This is a genomic window from Bradyrhizobium sp. HKCCYLS3070 (assembly GCF_051167575.1).
GTDB lineage: Bacteria > Pseudomonadota > Alphaproteobacteria > Rhizobiales > Xanthobacteraceae > Bradyrhizobium.
On record NZ_JBNPTI010000001.1, the window covers coordinates 871,890 to 896,916 of the forward strand.

At 66.3% G+C, this 25,027-nt stretch carries 24 protein-coding genes; 18 read left to right on the forward strand and 6 right to left on the reverse strand.

From position 1 onward, the window contains the following. The first annotated feature begins 91 nt into the window (after window positions 1-91). The 7 genes from ACQR03_RS03965 to ACQR03_RS03995 all read left to right on the forward strand — a co-directional run bounded on the left by ACQR03_RS03965 (window position 92) and on the right by ACQR03_RS03995 (window position 7,583). Window positions 92-1,315, forward strand: a complete 1,224-nt coding sequence (locus ACQR03_RS03965; protein WP_434840974.1) for an ABC transporter substrate-binding protein — start codon at window positions 92-94, stop codon at window positions 1,313-1,315. Window positions 1,316-1,394: 79 nt separating this feature from the next. After that, window positions 1,395-2,258 (forward strand): branched-chain amino acid ABC transporter permease, encoded by an 864-nt coding sequence (locus tag ACQR03_RS03970; RefSeq protein WP_315712496.1) that lies wholly within the window; start codon window positions 1,395-1,397, stop codon window positions 2,256-2,258. A 1-nt stretch (window position 2,259) separates the two neighbouring features. Beyond that, window positions 2,260-3,228 carry a branched-chain amino acid ABC transporter permease gene (locus ACQR03_RS03975; protein WP_315712495.1) on the forward strand — a complete coding sequence of 323 codons (969 nt, stop codon included), beginning with the start codon at window positions 2,260-2,262 and terminating at the stop codon, window positions 3,226-3,228. A gap of 143 nt (window positions 3,229-3,371) precedes the next feature. Further along, on the forward strand, window positions 3,372-4,016 hold the full coding sequence (locus tag ACQR03_RS03980; protein WP_315712494.1) for a DUF47 domain-containing protein: 645 nt from the start codon (window positions 3,372-3,374) through the stop codon (window positions 4,014-4,016). Between the two features lie 14 nt (window positions 4,017-4,030). Continuing rightward, window positions 4,031-5,038, forward strand: coding sequence for an inorganic phosphate transporter (locus ACQR03_RS03985; protein WP_315826765.1), 1,008 nt, complete (start codon window positions 4,031-4,033; stop codon window positions 5,036-5,038). Between the two features lie 140 nt (window positions 5,039-5,178). Next, on the forward strand, window positions 5,179-6,798 hold the full coding sequence (locus tag ACQR03_RS03990; protein WP_315749901.1) for a peptide chain release factor 3: 1,620 nt from the start codon (window positions 5,179-5,181) through the stop codon (window positions 6,796-6,798). A gap of 251 nt (window positions 6,799-7,049) precedes the next feature. Next, on the forward strand, window positions 7,050-7,583 hold the full coding sequence (locus tag ACQR03_RS03995) for a GDSL-type esterase/lipase family protein (RefSeq protein ID WP_315826766.1): 534 nt from the start codon (window positions 7,050-7,052) through the stop codon (window positions 7,581-7,583). A gap of 42 nt (window positions 7,584-7,625) precedes the next feature. On the opposite strand, the gene ACQR03_RS04000 is transcribed toward ACQR03_RS03995, so the two are convergent. The 3 genes from ACQR03_RS04000 to ACQR03_RS04010 all read right to left on the reverse strand — a co-directional run bounded on the left by ACQR03_RS04000 (window position 7,626) and on the right by ACQR03_RS04010 (window position 9,725). Further along, the gene (locus ACQR03_RS04000) at window positions 7,626-8,033 is read right to left on the reverse strand and encodes a response regulator transcription factor (protein ID WP_315749903.1); all 408 of its coding nucleotides are present in this window, start codon (window positions 8,031-8,033) and stop codon (window positions 7,626-7,628) included. Further along, complete coding sequence (locus ACQR03_RS04005; protein ID WP_315826767.1) at window positions 8,030-8,896, reverse strand: S1C family serine protease; 867 nt, start codon at window positions 8,894-8,896, stop codon at window positions 8,030-8,032. The genes ACQR03_RS04000 and ACQR03_RS04005 overlap by 4 nt, the downstream gene beginning before the upstream one ends. 97 nt (window positions 8,897-8,993) lie before the next feature. Beyond that, window positions 8,994-9,725 (reverse strand): aspartate/glutamate racemase family protein, encoded by a 732-nt coding sequence (locus ACQR03_RS04010; protein ID WP_315712486.1) that lies wholly within the window; start codon window positions 9,723-9,725, stop codon window positions 8,994-8,996. A gap of 161 nt (window positions 9,726-9,886) precedes the next feature. Here ACQR03_RS04010 and ACQR03_RS04015 point away from each other — a divergent pair, with 161 nt between their 5' ends. The 9 genes from ACQR03_RS04015 (at window position 9,887) to ACQR03_RS04055 (ending at window position 19,345) form a co-directional block, all read left to right on the forward strand. Next, window positions 9,887-10,480: a hypothetical protein gene (locus tag ACQR03_RS04015; protein WP_315826769.1), complete on the forward strand. Its 594-nt coding sequence runs from the start codon at window positions 9,887-9,889 to the stop codon at window positions 10,478-10,480. Window positions 10,481-10,669: 189 nt separating this feature from the next. Then, the gene (locus tag ACQR03_RS04020; RefSeq protein WP_315712484.1) at window positions 10,670-11,257 is read left to right on the forward strand and encodes an NnrU family protein; all 588 of its coding nucleotides are present in this window, start codon (window positions 10,670-10,672) and stop codon (window positions 11,255-11,257) included. A 2-nt stretch (window positions 11,258-11,259) separates the two neighbouring features. Beyond that, entirely contained in the window at window positions 11,260-12,084 is an 825-nt protein-coding gene (panB, locus tag ACQR03_RS04025) for a 3-methyl-2-oxobutanoate hydroxymethyltransferase (RefSeq protein WP_315749907.1), read from the forward strand. A gap of 167 nt (window positions 12,085-12,251) precedes the next feature. Beyond that, complete coding sequence (locus tag ACQR03_RS04030; RefSeq protein WP_315749909.1) at window positions 12,252-13,844, forward strand: class I adenylate-forming enzyme family protein; 1,593 nt, start codon at window positions 12,252-12,254, stop codon at window positions 13,842-13,844. 177 nt (window positions 13,845-14,021) lie between these two features. Next, window positions 14,022-14,675: a tetratricopeptide repeat protein gene (locus tag ACQR03_RS04035; protein ID WP_315749910.1), complete on the forward strand. Its 654-nt coding sequence runs from the start codon at window positions 14,022-14,024 to the stop codon at window positions 14,673-14,675. Between the two features lie 45 nt (window positions 14,676-14,720). Then, complete coding sequence (locus ACQR03_RS04040) at window positions 14,721-15,251, forward strand: hypothetical protein (protein WP_315749912.1); 531 nt, start codon at window positions 14,721-14,723, stop codon at window positions 15,249-15,251. An 82-nt stretch (window positions 15,252-15,333) separates the two neighbouring features. Then, entirely contained in the window at window positions 15,334-16,704 is a 1,371-nt protein-coding gene (gene der, locus ACQR03_RS04045; RefSeq protein ID WP_315749914.1) for a ribosome biogenesis GTPase Der, read from the forward strand. A 29-nt stretch (window positions 16,705-16,733) separates the two neighbouring features. After that, window positions 16,734-17,987 carry a TCR/Tet family MFS transporter gene (locus tag ACQR03_RS04050; RefSeq protein WP_315826770.1) on the forward strand — a complete coding sequence of 418 codons (1,254 nt, stop codon included), beginning with the start codon at window positions 16,734-16,736 and terminating at the stop codon, window positions 17,985-17,987. Between the two features lie 137 nt (window positions 17,988-18,124). Beyond that, window positions 18,125-19,345, forward strand: coding sequence for a PLP-dependent aminotransferase family protein (locus ACQR03_RS04055; RefSeq protein ID WP_315749917.1), 1,221 nt, complete (start codon window positions 18,125-18,127; stop codon window positions 19,343-19,345). Between the two features lie 99 nt (window positions 19,346-19,444). Here the strand turns inward: ACQR03_RS04055 and ACQR03_RS04060 are convergent, their stop codons facing one another. From ACQR03_RS04060 to ACQR03_RS04070, 3 genes are all read right to left on the reverse strand, one after another. Beyond that, on the reverse strand, window positions 19,445-20,671 hold the full coding sequence (locus ACQR03_RS04060; protein ID WP_315712474.1) for an ABC transporter substrate-binding protein: 1,227 nt from the start codon (window positions 20,669-20,671) through the stop codon (window positions 19,445-19,447). 144 nt (window positions 20,672-20,815) lie between these two features. Next, entirely contained in the window at window positions 20,816-21,955 is a 1,140-nt protein-coding gene (locus tag ACQR03_RS04065; protein ID WP_315739364.1) for a hypothetical protein, read from the reverse strand. Between the two features lie 100 nt (window positions 21,956-22,055). Next, a complete protein-coding gene (locus ACQR03_RS04070; RefSeq protein WP_315749921.1) occupies window positions 22,056-22,694 on the reverse strand; it encodes a TetR/AcrR family transcriptional regulator in 639 nt (212 codons plus the stop codon). Window positions 22,695-22,855: 161 nt separating this feature from the next. On the opposite strand from ACQR03_RS04070, the gene ACQR03_RS04075 reads away from it, so the two are divergent. Further along, window positions 22,856-23,773, forward strand: coding sequence for a DUF3313 family protein (locus ACQR03_RS04075; RefSeq protein ID WP_434840975.1), 918 nt, complete (start codon window positions 22,856-22,858; stop codon window positions 23,771-23,773). Next, window positions 23,770-25,011 carry a patatin-like phospholipase family protein gene (locus tag ACQR03_RS04080; protein WP_315712470.1) on the forward strand — a complete coding sequence of 414 codons (1,242 nt, stop codon included), beginning with the start codon at window positions 23,770-23,772 and terminating at the stop codon, window positions 25,009-25,011. Before ACQR03_RS04075 ends, ACQR03_RS04080 begins: the two co-directional genes overlap by 4 nt. Window positions 25,012-25,027 lie beyond the last annotated feature (16 nt).

Here is a 25,027-nt window from a genome sequence, read left to right on the forward strand (position 1 = left end):
CGCGGTTTCTCGCGGTTTCTTGGTAGAATCTCTTGGCAGTTCTCTTGGCGGTTCTCTTGGCAGTTTTCTTGGAAAGTTCTGGAAGTTGGAAATGAAGAGCAAATTCATCGCGTCGCTGTTGCTGGGAACGGCACTCACTCTCGCCGCTGGCAGCATCGCTTCGGCCGGCGACAAGACCGTCAAGATCGGCGCGCTGTCCGATCAGTCGGGTCTTTATGCCGATCTCGGCGGTCCCGGCTCGACGCTCGCAGCGCAGATGGCGGTCGAGGATTCCGGCCTCACCGCGAAGGGCTGGAAGATCGACGTCATCTCCGGCGATCACCAGAACAAGCCGGATATTGGCACCTCGATCGCGCGGCAGTGGTTCGACGTCGACAAGGTCGACGTCATCGTCGACGTGCCGAACTCGGGCGTGGCGCTGGCGGTGAACAACGTCGTCAAGGAAAAGAACGGCGTCTACATCAATTCGGGCGCTGCGACCTCGGATCTCACCAACGCGCAGTGCTCGCCCAACACGGTGCACTGGACCTACGACACCTACATGCTCGCGCACACCACCGGCCAGGCGCTGGTCAAGGCGGGCGGCTCGACCTGGTTCTTCCTGACGGCAGACTACGCCTTCGGCGCCGCGCTGGAGCGCGATACCACGGCGGTCGTGACCGCCAATGGCGGCAAGGTGATCGGCGGCGTCAAGCATCCGCTCAACACCTCCGACTTCTCCTCCTTCCTGCTGCAGGCGCAGTCGTCGAACGCCAAGGTCATCGGCCTCGCCAATGCCGGCGGCGATACCACCAATACGATCAAGCAGGCGGCCGAGTTCGGCATCAATAAGGGCGGCCAGAAGCTTGCCGCGCTGCTGTTGTTCCTGACCGACGTCAAGTCGATCGGGCTCGACATCGCGCAGGGCCTCAACTTCACCGAGACCTTCTACTGGGACATGAACGACCAGACCCGCGCCTTCTCCGAGCGGTTCGCCAAGCGGATGAAGAACGGCGCGCCGCCGACCATGGTGCAGGCGGGCGTCTATGCCGGCTTGATGCATTACTTCAAGGCGCTGGAGGCGCTCGGCGAGAACCCGCATGACGGCGTCAAGATCGTCGACAAGATGAAGTCGATCCCGACCGACGATGCGCTGTTCGGCAAGGGCGAGATCCAGCCGAACGGCCGCACCATCCACACCGCCTATCTGTTCGAGGTCAAGAAGCCCTCGGAGTCCAAGGGCCCGTGGGATCTCTACAAGCTGGTCGGCTCGGTACCGGGCGACCAGGCCTTCACGCCGCTCGACAAGAGCGCGTGCGCCTTGTTGAAGAAATGAACCGCTGTGGCTCCGGCGGCTGAACGTCGCCGGGGCCGCCATCTTCTGGGAAACGCCGAGAGAAAACAGAAACAAGACGATGCAGGCCCTCTACGCACAGCTCCTGGTCGGACTGATCAACGGCTCGTTCTACGCGCTGCTCAGTCTCGGGCTTGCCGTCATCTTCGGCATGCTCAACATCATCAATTTCGCCCATGGCGCGCTCTACATGATGGGCGCGTTCTGCGCCTATTTTCTGCTGAACCTCGGCGGCATCAATTATTGGTGGGCGCTGCTCCTGGCGCCGATCATCGTCGGCATCTTCGGCATGGTCCTCGAGCGCACCATGCTGCAATGGATTGCCGGGCTCGACCATCTCTACGGACTGCTGCTGACGTTCGGATTGGCGCTGATCATCCAGGGCGTGTTCCAGAACTTCTTCGGCTCGTCCGGCCTGCCTTATGCGATCCCGGATCAGCTCCGCGGCGGCATGAATCTCGGCTTCATGTATCTGCCGGTCTATCGCGGCTGGGTCGTCATATTCTCCCTGGTCGTCTGTCTAGCGACCTGGTTCCTGATCGAGCGGACCCGGCTCGGCGCCTACCTGCGCGCCGCCACCGAGAATCCGACCTTGGTGCGGGCGTTCGGCATCAACGTGCCGCGCATGATCACGCTGACCTACGGCCTCGGCGTCGGGCTCGCGGCGCTGGCCGGCGTGTTGTCGGCGCCGATCAACCAGGTGCGGCCGCTGATGGGCGAGCACATCATCATCGTGGTGTTCGCGGTGGTCGTGATCGGCGGCATGGGTTCGATCATGGGCTCGATCATCACCGGCTTCCTGCTCGGCGTGATCGAGGGACTGACCAAATATTTCTATCCCGAGGCTTCCAACACCGTGGTCTTCGTTCTGATGGTCCTGGTGCTGCTGGTGAAGCCGACGGGTCTGACCGGACGGGCGGCCTGACATGACATCCATCACCGACGCAACCCTGCCGATCACCCCGCGCGCGATGCGCGACGAGATGATCGTGTTCGTCATCATGACAGCGCTGCTGGCGATCGTGCCGTGGACCGGGCTGTACCCGTTCTTCGTCATGCAGGCGCTGTGCTTCGCGCTATTGGCCTGCGCCTTCAACCTCCTGATCGGCTATGGCGGCCTGCTGTCGTTCGGCCATGCGATGTTCCTGGGAACGGCCGGCTATTGCAGTGCCCACGCGCTGAAGGTGTGGGGGCTGCCGCCCGAGCTCGGCATCCTGACGGGCGTCGCCGGATCGTTCGTCCTGTCGGTGATCACCGGCTACATCTCGATCCGACGCCAGGGCATCTACTTCGCGATGATCACCCTGGCGCTGTCGCAGCTCCTGTACTTCATCTATCTGCAGGCGCCGTTCACCCATGGCGAGGACGGCATCCAGGGCATTCCGCAGGGCCGGATGTTCGGCATCCTCGACCTGTCCAAGCCGACGGTGCTCTATTACGTCGTGCTGGTCGGCTTCCTCGCCGGCTTCCTGCTGATTTTCCGCACCATCAACTCGCCGTTCGGCGAGGTGCTGAAATCGATCCGTGAGAACGAGCAGCGCGCGATCTCGCTGGGCTACAAGACCGACCATTACAAGCTGCTCGCCTTCATCCTGTCGGGGACGCTGGCGGGCCTCGCCGGTGCGCTGAAGGTGTTCGTCGCCCAGAATGCCTCGCTGACCGACGTCGAGGTCGGGATGTCCGGCCAGATCGTGCTCATGACCCTGGTCGGTGGGCTCGGCACCGTGTTCGGCCCCGTCGTCGGCGCGTTCGTGATCGTCGGCATGCAGCAATATCTGTCCGGGTTCGGCCAGTGGGTGACGGTGATCCAGGGCGTGATCTTCGTCGCCTGCGTGCTCACCTTCCGCCGCGGCGTCGTCGGGGAAATCGCCCATCTGTTCAAGCGATCCCTCTAAGTCATTGATCTGAAAAGAGATCATCGAAAGGGCAGAAAGCGGTGGATGATCCGGCCACCGCTTCTGCTGGTGCGCGATCCGGAGTATGACAGTTCTGTGACGGGCCGGCCCTGGCCCGTTTCGGAATGGATGGATCTCGTCCCATGCTGCACTGGTTTCGCGCCGTCCTCCCGCGGGAGGAGCGGTTTTTCGATTTGTTCGCCCGCCACAACAAGGTGGTGATTCAAGGCGCCCATGCGCTGCAGGACATGCTGCAGGGCGGCGACGACATCCTCAGGCATTGCCAGCGCGTCAGCCAGCTCGAGAACGAGGCCGACAACATCACCCGCGAAGTGCTGACCGCTGTCCGCCGCACTTTCATCACCCCATTCGACCGCGGCGACATCAAGAACCTGATCACCTCGATGGACGACGCCATCGACCAGATGCAGCAGACCGCCAAGGCCGTGGTGCTGTTCGAGGTCAAGGAGTTCGAGCCGACCATGCGCGAGATGGGCACCTTGCTGGTCGACTGCGCCAACCTGATCGGAAAGGCGTTGCCGCTGTTGCAGGCGATCGGTCAGAACGTGCCGATGATCACCGCGATCACCGAGGAGATGACCAAGCTCGAGGGACGGGTCGACGATCTCCACGACATCGGGCTGAAGGAGCTGTTCCTCAAGCACCGCAACGCCAACACGATGGATTTCATCGTCGGCGCCGAGATCTATGACCATCTGGAGAAGGTCGCCGACCGCTTCGACGACGTCGCCAACGAGATCAATTCGATCATGATCGAACAGGTCTAGGGTAGGGCCGCGCCGTGGACGCTCAACTCGGCCTTCCGATCCTGGTCGGCCTCATCGCCGTCGCACTCGCTTTCGACTTCCTGAATGGCCTGCACGACGCCGCCAACTCGATCGCGACCATCGTTTCGACCCGTGTGCTGCGGCCGCAATATGCGGTGTTCTGGGCCGCATTCTTCAACTTCGTGGCGTTCGGCGTGTTCGGCCTCCACGTCGCCCAGACCATCGGCACCGGCATCATCGATCCCGCGATCGTCGACGCGCAGGTGATCTTCGCTGCCCTGGTCGGCGCCATCGTCTGGAACCTGATCACCTGGGCGGCCGGCATTCCGTCGTCGAGCTCGCATGCGCTGATCGGCGGGCTGGTCGGGGCAGGGGTCGCCAAGGCCGGCATCTCGGCCACCGTGTGGAGCGGCCTGTCCAAGACCGTGCTCGCGATCGTGCTGTCGCCGCTGGTCGGGCTGGTGCTGGCGATGATCCTGGTCGCGATCGTGTCCTGGGCCTCGGTACGCTCGACGCCGTTCGCGGTCGACCGCGCCTTCCGCATCCTGCAATTCGCCTCGGCCTCGCTCTATTCGCTCGGCCATGGCGGCAACGACGCGCAGAAGACGATGGGCATCATCGCCGTGCTGTTGTACTCGCAGGGCCGTCTCGGCGAGCAGTTCACGGTGCCGTTCTGGGTCGTGCTGTCGTGCCAGGCCGCGATGGCGCTTGGCACCCTGATGGGCGGCTGGCGCATCGTCCGCACCATGGGCCTGCGCATCACCAAGCTCAACCCGATGCAGGGCTTCTGCGCCGAGACCGGCGGCGCCATCACGCTGTTCCTGGCGACGTTCCTCGGCGTGCCGGTGTCGACCACCCACACCATCACCGGCGCGATCGTCGGCGTCGGCGCCGCCCGCCGCGCCTCGGCGGTGCGCTGGAACGTGGCCGGATCGATCGTCTACGCCTGGATCTTCACGATTCCGGCCTCTGCCATCGTCTCGGCGCTGACGTTCTGGCTGGTGTCGGTGCTCCGGCACTGATCCGGGGCGGGCGAGGGGGCAACTCGCCGGTTGGAGTTGCGGTGCAAAACGCCTATATGGAGGGCGCGCGGCGGCCGTGATCCCGCGCCTTTCCCATCAAATCGCCCGCTCTCTGGCCCCGAAACGACGTCCGCCGCCTCATGTCCGATACAAGTTTGACGACCGAACAGCCGTCCCGCTCCGCGCTCTCCGACGAGGTCGCGCGCCGGCGCACCTTCGCCATCATCTCGCACCCGGACGCCGGCAAGACGACGCTGACCGAGAAGCTGCTGCTGTTCGGCGGCGCCATCAACCTCGCCGGTCAGGTCAAGGCCAAGGGCGAGCGCCGCAACACCCGCTCGGACTGGATGAAGATCGAGCGCGAGCGCGGCATCTCGGTCGTCACCTCGGTGATGACCTTCGAGTTCGAAGGGCTGGTGTTCAACCTGCTGGACACGCCGGGCCACGAGGACTTTTCCGAAGACACCTATCGCACGCTGACCGCGGTCGACTCGGCCGTCATGGTGATCGACGCCGCCAAGGGCATTGAGGCGCGCACGCGCAAGCTGTTCGAGGTCTGCCGCCTCCGCGACATCCCGATCATCACCTTCATCAACAAGATGGACCGCGAGAGCCGCGACACCTTCGATCTCCTGGACGAGATCGAGAAGACGCTGGCGCTCGACACCACGCCGATGACCTGGCCCGTGGGGCGCGGCCGCGACTTCATCGGCACCTATGACATCCGCGACGGCGGCGTGCGCCTGCTCGAAGGCGGCGGCGCCAAGACCGGCGCGGCGCAGCAGATCGACATCGCCGAGCTCGGCAAGATCAACGCCAATCTCGACATGAGCCAGATCACCGACGAGCTGGAGCTGGTCAAGGAGGCCTGCAAGCCGTTCGACCTCGAGGCATTTCGCGAGGGCCACCTGACGCCGGTGTATTTCGGTAGCGCGCTGCGCAATTTCGGCGTCGGCGATCTGCTCGAAGGCCTCGGCCGCTACGCGCCGTCGCCGCGCGCGCAGGAGTCGAACCTGCGCAAGGTCGACGCCGCCGAGCCGCGCATGAGCGCCTTCGTGTTCAAGATCCAGGCGAATATGGACCCCAACCACCGCGACCGCATCGCGTTCGCGCGGCTGTGCTCGGGCAAGCTCAACCGCGGCATGAAGGCGAAGCTGGTACGCACCGGCAAGACCATGCCGCTGTCGAGCCCGCAATTCTTCTTCGCCCAGGACCGCTCGGTCGCGGACGAAGCCTTTGCGGGTGACGTCGTCGGCATTCCCAACCACGGCTCGCTTCGTATCGGCGACACCCTGACCGAGGGCGAGGATCTCACCTTCGTCGGCGTGCCGAGCTTTGCCCCGGAAATCGTCCGCCGCGTCCGCCTCACCGATGCGATGAAGGCCAAGAAGCTGAAGGAAGCCTTGCAGCAGATGTCGGAGGAGGGCGTCGTGCAGGTGTTCCGCCCGCGTGACGGTGCGCCGGCGCTGGTCGGCGTGGTGGGACCGCTGCAGCTCGACGTGCTCAAGGCGCGGCTCGATGCCGAGTACTCGCTGCCGGTCGAATTCGAGATCTCCGAGTTCTCGCTGGCGCGCTGGATCTCGTGCGACGACAAGAAGAAGCTCGAGGCGTTCATCGCCGCCAACAATTCCGGCGTCGCCGACGACGTCGACGGCGATCCGGTGTTCCTGGCCAAGAACGAGTTCTATCTCGGCTACACCAAGGAACGCGCCGAAGGCATCGTGTTCTCCAACGTCAAGGACGTGAAGAAGAAGGCCTGACGCTGCTGCTCTCCGGTCATTCCGGGGCATCGCGAAGCGATGAGCCCGGAATCCATTTTGCCTCTTATTCTGTCGCTCAATGGATTCCGGGCTCGCCCTGCGGGCGCCCCGGAATGACGCGTAGAGAGAAACAGGACTCTTCCACAGTCGACTTGGCGCATGCTGCGTGATGAGACCCGTAGCGCCGCGCGCTTTTCGCCAGACGATTGGTGAGCTACGCTTCCTCTCACACCAAGCGGGGGGAAAAGAAAATGCCAGCGGGATCTTTGGGCCGCCTTGTCCGGCGCCAGATGGTGGCACTGTTAGCTGTGTGTGGCTTGGCGTTCGCGGCGATCGGAGCGGCAGACGCCGCCGAGGTGGTCGCGCTGGGCGCCAGCAACACCTATGGCAAGGGCGTCAATCGCGGCGAGGATTTTCCGGCCCAGCTCGAGGCCATGCTCCACGGCAAGGGCGTTCGGGTCAGCGTCGCCAACGCCGGCATCAACGGTGATACCACAGCCGGGATGCTGTCCCGCTTCGACAGCGCGGTCGATGGATCAACCCGCGTGCTGGTGCTGCAGCCCGGCGGCAACGACGCCCGCAAAGGGGTCGGCGACCAGCGCGCCAGCAGCATCAGCGCCATCATGGCCAAGGCCGCGCAGCGCCGCATCAAGGTCGTGATGGTCGAGAACGGCATGTTCCGTGGCCTGCCGCATCAGGTCGACGGTGTGCATCTGACCCCGGAGGGCTATCGCATGCTGGCCGCGGCGCTGCTGCCCCGCGTGATGGGCGGCTTGCGGAAGTAGCTCGCCGCGAGGTCGTGAAGCGCGCCGCGCCGGCCTGCGGTCTCACAGCTCGATGATCCCGCGCCGCGCCGCATGCGCCACCGCATCGGTCCGGCCCGTTGCATCGAGCTTGTCGAGCAGCGAGCCGACGTGGAACTTCGCCGTATGTACGGAGATGCCGAGGCTGCGCGCGATCTCCTTGTTGGAGCAGCCCTCGGCCATCAGCGCCAGGACGTCGCGCTCGCGCGCGGTGAGCTGAAAATCATCGATCGCCTGGCCGTCGATCCTGTCGTCGCCGCTGCGCGCCTCATCACTGCCATGCAACGGCGCGACGGCGACGTCGGCGCTCTCGCCGGGCGCGACCAGCGTCAGGCCCGTGACATCGCCGAGCAGCGCCGCCAGCCGGTCGGCCAGCTCGGCATCGTCGACCGCGATCGCGATCCTGATCGGCGCGCGCGCCTTCTCGCTCACGCCGGCCTCTCGCCGATGGTCAGGGCGAACTGCACCGGCTCGCCGGCACGCAGCGCTGCGACCTCGACGACGGCGCCGACGCTGTCCGGACCGAGTTCGCGCATCATCGCGCGCATGCCCCTGAACGGCTCCTTGTTGAGAGCGGTGATGACGTCACCCTGGCGCAGGCCGGCGGCCGCGGCCGGGCCGCTCTTGTCGAGGCTCATGATCATCGCACCGAGTCCATCGTCGAGCCGGACCGGCTGCAGGCCGGCACCGAGATAGCCGCGAGCGATGCGACCATGCGTCTCGAGCTTGCTGGCGACCCGTTCGATCGTGGCCGCGGGTATCACGAGCGTCCGGCGCGGGCCGCGCACGGCCATGCCGATCGCGTGGCCCGCAGCGTCGAGCACGAGACCGCCTTCGGCGCTGTGCCGCAGCCTGGTGTCGAGCTCGATGCGCGCATCGATGTCGCCGCCGCGCAGGCTGCGCCAGGCGCCTGCCGATTGCGAGACCATCGCCAACGCCGCGGCCGGCTTGCCCTGATCGGCGGCGACGAGGATGGCCAGAGCGCCGAGCGGCGGCACGCCGCCGGCAAGCGAGGCGGCCGCGACATCCTTGCCTTGGAAGCGGAGCAGGGCGATGTCGGTGGTGTGATCACGCCCGGCGATGGTGACGGGGCGGGTCGTGCCGTCGGCGAAGTCGAGCACGATCTCGCCCTCCTCGGCGAGGGTCTCGTCCGCCGTGATGACGAGGCCCGGCTTCCAGACGAAGCCGGAGGCGCGCGAGCGGTGCGAATGGACCGAGACCAGTGATGGCGCTGCGGCGGCAACAGCGGCGGCCAGCGCGGAGGACAGTGAGGAGAGGGCGGACAGATCGGGCATCGACGGCTCCATGGGTTGATCCCAATGTGGCGCGTCGATGGTCGTTGCGGAACTCCCCAGGTGGGCAGGCTACGCTCATCCGGGCTACAGGTTGAAGTCAGAGCGTCGTCCGCGCCTTCGGCAGCGGGAAGGCGAGGTCGCCGTGCTTCGAGGTCTTCAGCCCCAGTCCGATCAGCGCCTCGGCGAAGCGCACCGCGGCAGCGACGCCGTCGATCACGGGAATTCCGAGCTCGGTGGAGAGGTCGTGCGCGAGATCGGCCATGCCGGCGCAGCCGAGCACGATGGCGCCGATACCGTCCTCGCGCAGCGCCGCCCGGCATTCGCCGAGCAGCGTGCCGCGGACATTGGCCTCGGGCTTGTCGAGGTCGAGCACGGCAACGTCGACGGCGCGCACCCTGCGGCAATGCTGCTCCATGCCGTAATTGCGCACGAGGTGCTCGGCGATCACCTTGGTGCGCGACAGCGTCGTGACGATGCTGAAATGGGTGGCGACGAAGCTCGCCGCATGCATCGCAGCTTCGGCGATGCCGAGCACCGGCACAGCCGACAATTCGCGCGCGGCGAGCAGGCCGGGATCACCGAAGCAGGCGATCACATGGGCGTGGCAACCTTCCGCGTCTCCGGCCTCGACCTCCTTGAGCATGCCGACCGCGGCAATCGCCTCGTCGTAATGGCCCTCGATCGAGGCGGCGCCGAACCGCGCGGTGCGGCCGACGATCCGCGTCGACGGGCTTGCGCTGGCCTGGGCCGCCTTGGCGATCAATTCGGTCATCGTCGCCGTCATGTTCGGGTTGATGACGTTGATCACGGTCTCGCTGTGGCGGCTCATCGTCGCGTCCGTCTGCTGTCGCATCCTGCCGTGTTCTAGCCGAGTTCCGCTGTTACGGTCGAGAGCCGTTCGCGGCGCGGAACGCGCAGACGTGAACGGGATTGAGCTTGCGAATTCTGCGATCGGATCCAGCTTGGAGTCCATCCCAGCCCGAGAGTCCCATGCTCCGTGTCGTCGTGCTCCTCCTGCTGATGGTGGCCGCTCCGGTCGCCGCCGACGCGCGCCGCCAGCAGATCAATCCGGTGCCGTTCGCGCACACGCCGTGCAGCGTGCTCGACGAGCAGCCGTGCACGCCGTCGTTCTGCAGCGTCTTCGGGCCGTGGCCGTGTATTCCCGAGATGAACTATCCCTATGGCCAGAACCTGCAACTCACGATCGAGAGCCGGCCCGCCAGGGATCAGGAAGCCAAATATCAGAAGCCGGATCACGATCTCGACACGATCGGCGATCTGTTCTCAGCGCTGCGCGCGTGCTGGACGCCGCCGCCGGAGGACAGCGCCCGCGCCGGGATGCAGATGACGGTGCGCTTCAGCTTCAAGCGGACCGGCGAGATGATCGCGCCGCCACGCGTGACCTTCACGACATCAGGCGCCCCGGCCGACACGCGCGCGACCTATCTGAAGACGATCAATGCCTCGCTCGACGGCTGCCTGCCGCTGAAGTTCACAAAAGGACTCGGCGGTGCGCTCGCCGGCCGGCCGATCGCGATCCGCTATGTCGAGAATCGCGATCTGAAGAACACGTCGGAACGGTGATGGCGTCGTCCGCTGTGCTCCACCTCCCGACCGCATAGCCCGTCATGCCACTTCGGCTTTTCGAGCCGTCCCGGAACGACGGCGAGCGGGCGGGAGTGCCTGACGTTGAAATGCGCCACGTTGCGAGGCGGCCCCCGGAAATGATACCGATGCCCACGCACAGGTCGCGTGCAAGCGAAGGGGGACGCCGTGGGACTTCTGGTGATGGTGGTGGGGCTGGTGCTGTTTCTCGGCGCCCATGTGTTCACGACCCGGCGCGAGGCGCGCGCGAAGGTCATCGCGCGGCTGGGCGAGGGCACGTATAAGCTCGTCTATACTGTCGTGGCCCTTGCCGGCCTCGCCCTGATCGTCTGGGGTTTTGCCGCGTACCGCCACGACGGCGGCTGGATCCAGGTCTGGACGCCGCCGAAGGCGCTCAAGCACATCAATCTCGCCTTGATGCTGCCGGCGGTGATCATGATCGTCGCCGCCTACATCCGCGGCCGCATCTACACCGTGCTGAAGCATCCGATGCTGGCCGGCGTGAAGCTGTGGGCGTTCGGGCATCTGCTCGCCAATGGCGATCTCGGCGGCATCATCCTGTTCGGCTCGATCTTGGCATGGGCGGTGTTCGACCGCATCTCGCTGAAGCGCCGCGCCGACGCCGGCGGCCCGCCGATCCCGGTCGGCGGCGTTGGCAATGACGTGATCGCGGTGGTGGTCGGCATCGTCGTCTATCTCGCGCTGGCCTTCGCGTTCCATCCTGTCGTGCTCGGCATTCCCGTCATCGGGGGGTAGCGATGTCGGTGCAATCGACCGTCCGCCGCAAGACGGCTCCCGAGATTCGCGCCCGCAAGGGCGGCGAGCCGATCGTGATGCTGACGTCCTACCACGCCCATACCGCGGCGCTGGTGGATCGCCATTGCGATGTGATCCTGGTCGGCGATTCCCTCGGGAATGTGATGCACGGCTTCGAGACCACCGTGCCGGTGACCCTGGAGATGATGATCCTGCAGGGCTGCGCCGTGATGCGCGGCTCGCGCCAGGCGCTGGTGGTGGTCGACATGCCGTTCGGCTGCTACGAGGCCACGAAGGAGCAGGCGTTTCATGCGGCGGTGCGGATCCTCAAGGAGACGCAATGCGGAGCGGTCAAGCTCGAGGGCGGGGCGCGGATGGCCGAGACGGTCGCCTTCCTCAGCGAGCGCGGCATCCCGGTGATGGGCCATGTCGGCCTGACGCCGCAATCGATCAACACGCTCGGCTCGTTCCGGGCGCAGGGCCGCGACGAGGCGGATTGGGCCGCGATCGAGAACGACGCTGCGGCGATCGCACAGGCCGGTGCGTTCTCGGTGGTGATCGAGGCCGTGGCCGAGCCGCTGGCGCGCAAGATCACGCAGCAGATCGCGATCCCCACCATCGGCATCGGTGCCAGCGCCGCCTGCGACGGTCAGGTGCTGGTTTTGGAGGACATGCTCGGCCTGTCGCCGCGGGCGCCGAAATTCGTCCGCCGCTACGGCAATCTGGGTCCGGCGATCGACGAGGCGATCGAACGCTACGCGGCCGACGTGCGTACCCGTGCGTTTCCGGCGGCGGAACATGTCTACGGAATGAAGTCAAAGACCTGACGGGCGCCTCTCGCTTGATCGGCCCGTTGGCGTCGTGGTGCGCGCGGCGTCACGGGATGAATCTCCGGCGCTGGCGGAGATAGCCAAGCGCGTCATCCCTTGGTTATGTTTCAGGCTGGTCCGCGTCGCGGCGAACAACGACAAGAAGCCAAGCTCGGGGAAACTCCATGGACTGGTCGACCTATGTAACGCCGCCGATGCGGCGCGAAGCCCGTTTCGGCGATCGCGTGGTTCCGTTGTTCACGGAGCGGCCCGCGAACCTCTGGGCCATGGTCGAAGAAGCGGTGGAGCGCAACGGCGACGGCGAGGCGCTGGTCTGCGGGGCCGTGCGGCTGTCGTGGCGCGAGGTCGCCGCGACCGCCGCGCGGATCGCCGGCGGGCTGCAGGCGAGGGGCTTGCGCAAGGGCGACCGGCTGGCGCTGCTGCTCGGCAACCGCATCGAATTCGTGCTCACGTTGTTTGCCGCAGCCAAGCTCGGGCTGATCACGGTGCTCCTGTCGACGCGACAGCAGACGCCGGAAATCGCCTATGTGCTGAAGGATTGCGGCGCCCGGCTGCTGCTGCACGAGGCTGCGTTGGCGGACCGGTTGCCGGCCGCTGCGGAAACGCCGGAGCTGGCGGGGCGCATTGCCGTCGACGATCGTCCGGCGCGGTCGGATTTTGCAGCGCTGGCCGATCATGCCGCGCACGAAAATCACGTCGAGGTGGCCGAAGAGGACACCGCGATGATCCTCTACACCTCCGGAACCACCGGCCGGCCGAAAGGCGCGATGCTCGCCCATTGCAACATCATCCACTCCTCGATGGTCTACGAGACCTGCCTGGGGCTGACGCGGGCCGACCGCTCGATCGCCGCCGTGCCGCTCGGCCATGTCACCGGCGTCGTCGCCAACATCACCAGCATGGCGCGCTGCGCCGGCACCTTGATCATCATGCCGGAGTTCAAGGCCGGCGAATATCTGAAGCTCGCCGCGCGCGAGCGCGTGACCTACACGGTCATGGTCCCCGCGATGTACAATCTCTGCCTGTTGCAGCGCGACTTCGACAGTCATGATCTCTCATGCTGGCGGATCGGCGGCTTCGGCGGCGCGCCGATGCCGGTCGCCACCATCGAGCGGCTGGCCGCCAAGATCCCTGGCCTCCGGCTGGTCAACGCCTATGGCTCGACTGAGACCACCTCGCCGGCGACGTTGATGCCCTCGGATCTGACCGCGCGCCATATCGACAGCGTCGGGCTGCCGTGTCCGGGCGCCAGCATCCTGGTGATGGACGGGCAGGGGCGGGAGCTGCCGCGCGGTGAGATCGGCGAGATCTGGATCGGCGGCGGCCAGGTCATCAAGGGCTACTGGAACAATCCCAAGGCCACCGGCGAGAGCTTCACCGCCGGCTATTGGCATTCCGGCGACCTCGGCTCCGTCGATGCCGACAATTTCGTCCGGGTGTTCGACCGGCAGAAGGACATGATCAACCGCGGCGGGCTGAAGATCTACTCGGCCGAGGTCGAATCGGTGCTGGCGAGCCACCCGGCGGTGGTCGAGAGCGCGATCATCGCCCGGCCATGTCCGGTGCTCGGCGAGCGCGTGCATGCGGTGGTCGTGACCCGCGAGCCGATGAGCGCCGAAGCGCTGCGCAGCTGGTGTGCCGAGCGGGTCTCGGATTACAAGGTTCCGGAAACCCTGACCGTGACCGCGGACCCCCTGCCGCGCAACGCCAACGGCAAGGTGATGAAACGGCAGTTGCGCGAAGCCTTGACGGCGTGATAGCCGCGTTCGGACCCTGTGGCAGAACCGGGGAGTAACGCCTTGATTCGGCTGGACTCGCCTTGCCACCGCCATGCCGATGCGGTATCGGCGCCGGCGCGCGGGCAACGGGCCGCTCGCGCGGCACTTCAAACGCATGCGCGCGCGCTCGCAGCGAACCTGACGGGATGTCCTTAGGTGTCTGAATTTATTGATGAAGTAGATGAGGAGGTCCGTCGGGAACAGCTCAAGAAGCTGTGGGACCGCTACTCGATCTTTATCATCGCCCTTGCCGTGCTGATCATCGCCGGCGTCGGCGGCTGGCGCGGCTACCAGTATCTCGAAGGCCAGAAGGCGGCCGAGGCGGGCTCAGCCTTCAACAAGGCCCTCGAACTCTCCGAGCAGAACAAGCATGCCGATGCGGAGAAGGCCTTTGCCGATGTCGCGGCCAGGGCCCCATCGGGATACCGCATGCTGGCCCGCTTCCACCAGGCTGCCGAGGCCGCCATGCGCGACAAGGCGGCTGCCGTGAAGATCTACGACGAGCTTGCTGCGGACCGCAGCATCGGGGCCGAGCCGCAGTCGATGGCGCGGCTGCGCGCGGCAGGCCTGCTGGCCGATACGGCGCCTTACGCCGACCTCAGGCAGCGCCTCGAAGGCGAAACGGCGCCTGGCGCGCCGTTCCGCCACGCCGCCCGCGAATTGCTGGCGCTGTCGGCGTGGAAGGCCAACGATGCCGCGGCGGCCCGTCAATGGCTCGACATGATTGCGCTGGATGGTGAGACCCCGCCGGGCCTGCGCTCGCGCGCCGAAGCGCTGCAGGCGCTATTGCCTGCAGTCGCCAAGAGCTGATCGCGAACCTCGCGACGGCGAACCGAGTTGATTGGAACGACGATCATGCGCCGCCCCCAACGTGTCATTGCCCTCACGGTCCTCGTTGCGCTTTCCGGCGTGCTGGGCGGCTGCGCGAGCGGGGGAAGTTTCGACCCCTCGGACATGCTCGACTTCCTGGACACCAAGAAGAAGCTGCCGGGTGACCGCAAGCCGGTGTTCCCGGAGGGCGTGCCGGGTCTCGAGCAGGGCGTGCCGAAGGAACTCTACAAGGGTGCCCAGCAGCAGCCGGTGACCGACCCAGGCGCTCAGGCGGCTACGCCGCCGGCGCCTCCGGTGGAGGAGCCCAAGGGTAAAAAGGGCCGGCGGCAGGCGGCCGTGAGCAACCCGACGACGGCCGATCCGCAGGATGGCGAGGCTGCCGCGGTCGAGGAGGGCGCTGCCGCCGTTCCGCCGGCACCGAAGCCCAAGAAGATCGTGCGCCGCCGCACCACGGCACCACCGCCGGATGATGCTGCCCCGGCGCAGCAGCCGGCGGCCCAGCGATCCGGCGGCGGCTTCCCGGCGCCGATGCCGAGCGGCTCCTTCAGCCGTTAATCTCACCTGCGAATCGGCGGATCGCCCGTTCGGTTTTGCGGCCGAATGCGCTAAAGCTGCGCGCTCACGCGCACGGATCATCATGCCCTTCACCATCGCCATCATCGGCCGGCCCAACGTCGGCAAGTCGACCCTGTTCAACCGTCTGGTCGGGCAGAAGCTGGCGCTCGTCGACGACATGCCGGGCGTCACGCGCGACCGCCGCGAGGGCGAAGCGAAGCTGTTCGATCTCAACTTCACGATCATCGACACCGCCGGCCTCGACGAGGGGCCGAAGGGCTCGCTGACCGCGCGCATGCAGGAGCAGACGGAAACCGCGATCGCGCTCGCCGACGCGCTGTTCTTCGTCATCGATGCCCGCATCGGCCTGACGCCCGCCGACCGCGCCTTCGCCGATTTCGCCCGCCGCGCGGACAAGCCGGTGCTGCTGCTCGCCAACAAGAGCGAGGGCAAGCATGGCGAGCTCGGCGCCATGGAGTCGTATGCGCTGGGTCTCGGTGATCCCATCCAGATCTCGGCCGAGCACGGCGAGGGCATGGGCGAGCTCTATGACGCCGTCAGCAAGCTCGTGCCGCCCACGGACGATGAGGAGGACGAGCACGAGGAGACCGACGAGGAGCGCGCCAACAGGCCGATCCGGGTCGCGATCGTCGGCCGTCCCAACGCCGGCAAGTCGACCCTGATCAACCATCTGCTCGGCGAGGAGCGGCTGCTCACGAGTCCCGAGGCCGGGACGACGCGCGATTCGATCGCGGTCGAAATCGAGTGGAAGGGCCGCGGCTTCCGCATCTTCGACACCGCAGGTCTGCGCCGGCGCTCGCGCATCGAGGAGAAGCTGGAGAAGCTGTCGGTGGCGGACGCGCTGCGCGCGGTGCGCTTCGCCGAGGTGGTCGTGCTGATGATGGATGCGCAGAACCGCTTCGAGGAGCAGGATCTGCGCATCGCCGACCTGATCGAGCGCGAGGGGCGTGCCCTGGTCATCGCCGTCAACAAATGGGACCTGATGGACGGCAACCCCGGCCAGATCTCGATGCTCCGCCGCGATGCCGACCACTGGCTGCCGCAGGTCGCGGGCGCGCCGATCGTGGCGGTGTCGGGCCTGATGGGCGAGGGCATCGACCGGCTGATGCAGGCGATCGTCGAAGCCTACGCGGTCTGGAACCGGCGCGTGCCGACGGCGGCGCTGAACCGCTGGTTCGAGGGGGCGATCGCCGACAATCCGCCGCCGGCGGTGTCGGGCCGCCGGCTCAAGCTGAACTACATCACCCAAACCAAGGCGCGGCCGCCGAGTTTCGTGCTGTTCTGCTCGCGTGCCGACGCGATCCCGCAATCCTACTTGCGCTATCTCACCAACTCGATGCGCGAGACCTTCGAGCTGCCCGGCACGCCGGTGCGCATCACTCTGCGCGAGAAGGCCAATCCGTTCGCGCACAAGCGCAAGCGGCCGAACTGATCAGTTGCGGTAGCGGAAGCGGTCCGGCCATGGAAGCAAGTCCGCCGAGCGTCGCGACCGAAAATGCGCCGGCCCCGCGCCGCGGCGCGGTCGCCTTCATCTTCGTCACCATCCTGCTCGACATGCTCGCGCTCGGGCTGATCATGCCGATCCTGCCGAAGCTGATCGAGAGCTTCGTCGGCAACGACACCGCGCGGGCGGCCCGCATCTTCGGCCTGTTCGGCACCGCCTGGGCGCTGATGCAGTTCGTGTTCTCGCCGGTGCTCGGCAGCCTGTCCGATCGCTTCGGCCGACGACCGGTGATCCTGCTGTCGAACTTCGGCCTCGCCGCCGACTACGTGCTGATGGCGCTGGCGCCGTCGCTCGCCTGGCTGTTCGTTGGGCGCCTGGTCTCCGGCGTCACCTCGGCCAGCATCTCCACCGCCTTTGCCTACATCGCCGATCTGACGCCGCCGGATCGGCGGGCCGCGATCTTCGGCCGCATCGGCGCAGCGTTCGGTGCGGGGTTCGTGCTCGGTCCCGCCACCGGCGGACTGTTGGGTGACATCGATCCGCGGCTGCCGTTCTGGGCGGCTGCGGGGCTCAGCTTCGCCAACGCGCTCTATGGCTTCCTGGTGCTGCCGGAGTCGCTGAAGCCGGAACGGCGCAGTCCATTCCGGTGGCGGACGGCGAACCCGCTCGGTGCGCTGCGGCTGCTGGCATCGGACCGCATCCTGGCGGGGCTGTCGACCGTGAACTTCATCACCCAGCTTGCCCATGTCGTGCTGCCGTCGACCTTCGTGCTGTATGCGACCTACCGCTACGGCTGGGACACCCGCACCGTCGGCCTCACATTGGCGATGGTCGGCGTCTGCGCGATGATCGTGCAGGGCGGCGCGGTCGGGCTGATCGTCCGCCTGTTCGGCGAGCGCGGCGCGTTGATGCTCGGCCTGTCGGCGGGCATGGTCGGCTTCTTCATTTTCGGCGTGGCGCCGACGGGACCGCTGAGCTGGCTCGGCATCCCCGTGATGGCGCTATGGGGCGTGTCGGGCGCGGCCATGCAGGCTTTGATGACCCGCCTCGTCCCACCGGACAAGCAGGGCCAGCTACAGGGCGCAACGTCGAGCGTGCAGAGCGTGGCCCAGCTCGCGGGTCCCTTCCTGTTCACGCTGACCTTTGCCTATTTCATCGGAGCGGCCGCGCCGGCGCATCTGCCCGGCGCGCCGTTCCTGCTGGCGTCGGCGTTGCTGATCGTCGCTCTCCTGATTGCGGTGCGGACGCTGTCCTCGACAAAGAACAGCTAGACTAGCGCGCCGGCCTGAAGGTTCTCATCCGCTGACCCCACCGATGAAGCTCTCGCGCTCTCGCGCGGACGGGGATTGCACACGCTTCATAATAGGTCAATAATGCTGACATAAATATCCGGATCAGGGGAGGAATATTGGTGAGCTGGAAGCCCGTCTACGCGCGCCGCGCGGATCGCATGAAGGCATCGGAGATTCGCGAGCTGCTCAAGGTGCTGGAGCGGCCCGGCATGATTTCGTTCGCCGGCGGCATCCCCGATCCCGCGCTGTTTCCTGCAGCAGCGGCGGCGCAGGTCTATGCCGATGCGCTGGCATCGCCCAACGTGGCTTCCGCTGCTCTGCAATATGCCGTCAGCGAGGGCTACGGTCCGCTTCGCCAGTGGATCGCCGAGCACATGACCGCTCAGGGCATAGCGGCCTCGCCAGACAACATCCTCGTCACCGCGGGATCGCAACAGGCGCTCGATTTTCTCGGCAAGCTGCTGCTCACGCCCGCGGATACGGCGCTCGTCACCGTTCCCACCTATCTTGGCGCGCTGCAGGCCTTTTCGGCCTACGAGCCGCGTTACGATTCGATCGGTCCACGCGCTGCGAACCGCACCCCGGCCTCCTACGCGGACGAAGCCGCGAAAGAAGCTGCGGGGGCGCGCGTGAAGTTCGTCTATGTCGTGCCGGACTTTGCCAATCCGACCGGTGAGACGCTGTCGCGTTCGGCGCGCGCCGAAGTCCTGGATCTCGCCGGCGAGCTGGACGTGCCGGTGTTGGAGGACAGCGCCTATTCTGCCTTGCGTTTCGACGGCGACGAGATGCCGTCGCTGCAGTCGTTGGACGTCCGTCGCCGCGGCTCGCTCGATGCTTCCCGCGTCATCCATCTCGGAACGTTCTCGAAGACGGTCGCGCCGGGCCTGCGCATCGGCTGGGTTTGTGCCTCGCGCGCCATCATCAGCCGTCTCGTCCTCATCAAGCAGGCGAGCGACCTCAACGTGTCAGCGATCAATCAGATCGTGATGCACAGGCTCGTGAAAGACGGAGGGCATGCCGGGCTGATTGCACGGGCGCGCGCGCATTATCGGCTCAAGCGCGATGCGATGCTGAGGGCACTCGAGGCACAGATGCCGTCAGAAGCGAGGTGGACGCGGCCCGACGGCGGGTTCTTCGTCTGGCTCACCTTGCCGGACGGCGTGTCCGGTGCCGCCTTGCTCGACCGGGCCATGAATCAGGCCCAGGTGGCGTTCGTTCCCGGGGCAGCTTTCTTCCACGACGGCAGCGGCACCAACACGATCCGCCTGTCTTATTCGCTGCCCGAGGAGGCCGTGATCGAGGAAGGCATCGGCCGCCTCGCGAGCCTGCTGCGCTGACGATGACGTGATTCTGCGCAGCGAATGTCGCATCGTCTGCGCAGCGGCACTGGCGGGACGCGATGCTAATCCACCGCATCCCGCATCGGAGCTATCGGCTTACTTCTTCACCAGCGGACAGTCGCTGGCCTCGAGCGGCTTGGCGGCATCCTCAGGCGCGATCTTGGCGATCAGCTTGTAGTAGTCCCACGGGTATTTGGACTCTTCGGGCTTCTTGACCTCGAACAGATAGGCCGGGATCAGGCGGCGTCCGTCGGCGCGCAGCGGGCCCTTGCCGAACAGCGGATCGTCGGTCGGGATCTCCTTCATCTTGGCCACGACCTTGGCGCCGTCATGCGGATTGCCGCCGAGCGCTTCCAGCGTCTTGAGGTAATGCAGCGTGCCGGCGTAGTTGCCCGCCACCGTCATCGACGGCATCGTGCCCTTCGGCGACAGCTTCTGGAAACGCTTGGACCATTCGCGGGTCTGGTCGTTCAGATCCCAGTAGAACGACTCGGTGAAGGTCAGGCCCTGCGCCACCTTCAGCCCCAGCGCATGCACGTCGTTGACGAACAGCAGGAGTGCGGCGAGCTTCTGGCCGCCCTGGACGATGCCGAATTCCGAGGCCTGCTTGATCGAGTTGGTGGTGTCGCCGCCGGCATTGGCAAGCCCGATGACCTTTGCCTTCGACGACTGCGCCTGCAGCAGGAAGGACGAGAAGTCGGCGGTGTTGAGCGGGTGCTTCACCGAGCCCAGCACCTTGCCGCCGCTGCTGGTCACCACGGCCGAGGTGTCGCGCTCCAGCGCGTGACCGAAGGCATAGTCGGCGGTCAGGAAGAACCAGGTGTCGCCGCCGGCCTTGGTCAGCGCCTTGCCGGTGCCGTTCGCGAGCATGTAGGTGTCGTAGGTGAAGGAGATGGTGTTTGCGTTGCACGCTTTGCCAGTCAGGTCCGCCGTGGCGGCACCGGAGTTCAACAGGATCGAGTTCTTTTCCTTGACCAGGTTGGAGACGGCCAGCGCCACGCCCGAGTTCGGCGTGTCCATGATCACGTCGACCTTCTGCGTGTCGATCCACTGCCGGCCGATATTGACCCCGACGTCGGGCTTGTTCTGGTGGTCGCCGCTGATGACCTCGATGGTCCAGCCCTTGGCCTTCAGGCCGGAATCCTCGACCGCCATGTTGACGGCTGCGACCGAGTTGGGACCGCCGATGTCGGCGTAGAGGCTGGACATGTCGTTGAGCACGCCGATCTTGACGACCTTGTCGTCGGCGAAGGCGGAGCCGGCAAAGCTGAGCGTGGTGGCGGCAAGCAGCGCAGCCATCCGCCGCGCATGAGACGTCGTCATCAAAGTCCTCCCTGGTGTCGTGTCACGGCGGGGCTTCTTGGGCGCCCTTTGCCGTCGGTTTCCCTGGATAGCCGGTCTTGTGAGTTGCGGCAATGCGCCAAAAGGCGCGAGACGCGCCCAAGGTTTGTGCGTTTCGCTTGAGCGTTAACGCAGGGCGTCCGAGGTCAGCCGGAATTTCTGGATGCGCTTACCGGTGTCGACCTCGGCGGTATAAACGTTGCCCTGCCGGTCGACAGCCATCGCGTGCACCCAATGGAATTGGCCGGCATTGCGGCCATTGTGGCCGAAGCTGCCAACCACGCTGCCGTCATCCCGCCTGATGATGCGGATCTCGTTGTTCTCGCCATCGGCAGACAGCAGGTAGGTCTGCTTCGGATCCGGCCAGATCGCGATGTCCCACACCGCGCCATTGCCGAGCGTGTTCTTTTCGAAGAACCATTCGGTCACGAATGTCCCGTCCTTCCTGAACACCTGGATGCGGTCGTTGATGCGGTCGCAGACATAGACGAGACCATCGTCGGCGATCTTCACGCAGTGCACGGGATTGCCGAACTGCTGGGCGACCGGTGCCTTGGGATCATACGGTGGCTGCTTGGCATCGTCAGGGACATGGCCATAGGCGCCCCAATGCCGCTTGTAGGCGAGGGTGGTGGCATCGAACACGATGACGCGGCGGTTGCCGTAGCCGTCGGCGACGTAGATCTCGTTCGCCTCCTTGTCGATCGCTGTCTCCGCGGGCTTGCCGAGCTGGGTGGTGTCGTTGGAGCCCTTGCTCGGCGCCATCGTTCCGATCTGAGCGACGAACTTGCCATCGAGCGTGAACTTCAGGATGGCGTTGTCATTGTCGGCATTGCCGCCGATCCAGACGAAGCCGCGTTCGTCGACCTCGATGCCATGCTCGCGGCCGACCCATTCATAGCCCGGGCCCGGGCCGCCCCAGGCGCGCAAGAGATTGCCGTCGGTATCGAATTCGAGCACCGGCGGCGCCGGCATGCAGCATTTCGATCGCGGCGGATTGAGCGTGGCGCCTTTCTCGTCGTCGGTCAGCGAGCGCGGCCGGTGAATGACCCAGATGTGGCCCTGGTGATCAACCGTGATGCCGCCGACCTGGCCGAGGATCCAGTTGTTGGGGAGCTGCTTCGGCCAGGACGGCTCGACGGCGAACGCGGGCACCTCTGCTGCGGCGCTGGTGCTGCGAGAGAAGAGGACGTTGCCGGCCGCAACGGCGAACAGCAGAATGACCAGGGCAGGCCTTGTCGCGCGTCCGCGTCGTGCTCGCGTCATGCCGTCCTCCCCGATATGTGCTGCGGTCATCCGCTTATGAGCGCAGTCAATCGCGGGCATGGCGGAGTGTCAATCGCGCGGGGGACGCCGATCGGCAGGCTCAGACCGGCGCCTGCTCCACCGCTTTCTTTTTCGGCGGCGTCCGCAACGTGGGCGGCCGCAGAAAGCGCGTCAGCATGAGCCGCAGATGCTCACTGCTCTGCTTGATATCGACGTTCGGATTGCGGATCGGCAGCGCGCGTGCGCCGTCGACGATCACGAACAGGATGTTCGCGGTCGCCTCCGGATCGAGGCCGGGATCGACCTCGCCGCGGCCCTGTGCCTTGGTGAGGAAGTCGACCAGCAGCGCCCGCATCGCGCGCGCATGGGCGTGGACGATGGCTGCAAAGTCGGCATTGCGGCAGGCCTCAGCCAAAGCCTCGGCGCTGAGGACCTGGGCCTGCGGCTGGTGAATGCTGGTGCTCTCGAGCTCCTGCACCAGGGCGTCGATCACGTCGGGCGAGGCCAGGATTGCCTGGAGGCGCGATGCAGCGTGGCTCAGATTCTGCTCGACCAGCGCCTGGATCATCGCCTCCTTGCTGGGGAAGTAATGGTAGAGGTGGCCCGGGCTGATCTTGGCGGCGGCGCAGATGTCGGTGGTGCTGGCGCCGTGAAATCCGTTCCTGACGAAGCACGACAGGGCGGCCTGGAGAATCTCCCGGCGCTTCTGCTCGTGCTTGACCGGATCGACCTTTCTCATCGCGTGTCCTGCCGGGCCAACTCTCGCCACATTCGTCGTTTCCGCCAACTGCTTGTAATATAAAATAATATTTCTCGCCGCTCTAATCTAGAGAATTTGATCTAGTTTAGTTGGACAAGCGCTACGGCTTGTGAGACTTAATTAGAGTGAGTTGTCTATCAATGGGTCTGGCCGTTTCGATGCGTCTCGCTCCGCTGAAGTCGATGACCCTGGTTTCCCTGGCGCTGGCAACGGCCGGCTGCGCCACCGCCCCGCTCGAGCGGGCCGGCTCGCTCAAGAACTACGATCATCTCGCCGACGCCAACGGCCTGGTGACGCGCGCGCAGATCAAGGCCAACAAGAAGGAGCTGCTCGAGGCCAAGACGATCCGGATCGAGCCGACCGCGTTTCCGCCGCGTCCCGACATCGCCCTCGACGAGAGCGAGCGCAAGCTGGTGGCCAACGTCATCAGCCGGGAAATGTGCCTGCGGCTGAGCGAGCGATTCCAGATCGTCGGCCCCCGCGAGGAGGCCGATCTGACGGTCAAGGCGACCGTCACCCATGCCACGGCGACCAACGCGACCGCCTCGGCCGCCTCGCAGGCGGCGTCCATCGCCAAGAGCGTTGCGCTGCCGGGCGTCCCGGTGCCGGTGCCCCGACTGCCCGTCGGGCTCGGCACGCTGTCCGTCGAGGCCGAGGCGCGCGACTTCGCAGGGTTCCAGAAGGCCGCAATGGTGTGGGCGCGCGGCGCCAACTCGGTCTCGACTGCCCGCATGGCCAATGACGGCGACGCCTACGACCTCGCTTCCGAGTTCGGCGCCGACTTCGCGAAGCTGGTGTCGACCGGCGAGTCGCCGTTCTCAGGCGTCCCGTCGCTGGCCTCGCTGCCTTCGGTGTCGAGCGTGCCGGCCAAGCTCGGCGCCGCTCCCAAATATGCCGCATGTGAGCAGTACGGACGTTTCCCCGGCCTGAAGGGCTTCGTCGGTGCCGGTCTGGGTCTGCCGCCGGGCTGGACCGACAAGGGCGCCGAGGAAGCCAGGCCGGACGCGCCGCAGCCGTCGCCGGAGATCGCAAGCGTGGAGCAGCAAGCGTCGCGATGAAGTCCGCCGCCTCCTTCCGCGTGCTTGTCCCGCGTGTCCTGCTCGCGTGCGCCGCGTCGCTGCTGCTGGCGGCGTGCGCAGCCGTCATGCCACGCAACGCGTTGCCGGAGGCGGCGGCTGTCAGCGCCGACCCGGTCGGCTTCCGCAACGTCCGCTACTGGGGTGACGAGCCGGCGCCGCGCTTTGCCGAGGCCGCGATGTCACGCGCGTCGGCCGAACTCCCGATCTCGCGTCCGCTGAATTTCCTCGCGATCTCCGGTGGCGCCGAGAACGGCGCGTTCGGCGCCGGGCTGCTGGCCGGCTGGGGCGAGGCCGGCAACCGGCCGTCGTTCGACATGGTGACGGGCGTCAGCTCGGGCGCGCTGATCGCGCCGTTCGTCTTCCTGGGCCGCGAGCACGATGACAAGCTGCGCGAGATCTTCACCGCCTATGAGCGCAAGGACATCTTCACGGTCAACATTCCCGGCCTGCTGCAGGGCTCGGCGCTGGCCGACAACACGCCGCTGTCGCGGCTGATCGAGAAGTATGTCGATCGCGAGTTCCTGCGCGACGTCGCGCGCGAGAGCAGCAAGGGCCGGGTGCTTCTGGTCGGCACCACCAATCTCGATGCGCAGCGTCCGGTGCTGTGGGACATGGGCCGCATCGCCGCCGCCGATACGCCCGAGGCGATCGCGCTGTTCCGCCAGGTGCTGCTGGCGTCCGCGACCGTGCCGGGCGCCTTCGCTCCGGTTCGCATCAAGGTGCGGATCGGCGACAAGGACTACGACGAGCTCCATGTCGACGGCGGCGTGACGCGGCAGGTGTTCATCGGTCCGTCGGTGCTGCGCCTCGTCTCCGGCCGCGGCCCGCGCCGGAGCGTGAGCGGCGCGCATCTCTACGTCATCCGCAACGCCCGCATCGATCCGCAATGGGACAGCGTCGGCGCCGACGTGCTCTCGGTGACGCAACGCTCGCTGTCGACCCTGATCAAGAACCAGGGCATCGGCGATATCTACCGCATCTACTCGGTGGCGAAGTTCAACGGCATCGACTTCAACCTCGCCAGCGTGCCGGCCGATTTCCAGGCCAAGGCCGACGGTCCGTTCGACCGCACCTACATGACCGCGCTGTTCGATCGCGGCCACGACATGGGACGGCGGGGCTATCCCTGGGTGAAGAGCCTGCCGGGGCTGCAGTCCAACGAGCACGGCATCACGGCGCAGATCCCGGCGCGCACGATGGCGGCGGCCGCGCGATGATCTGGCGAATCTGCAG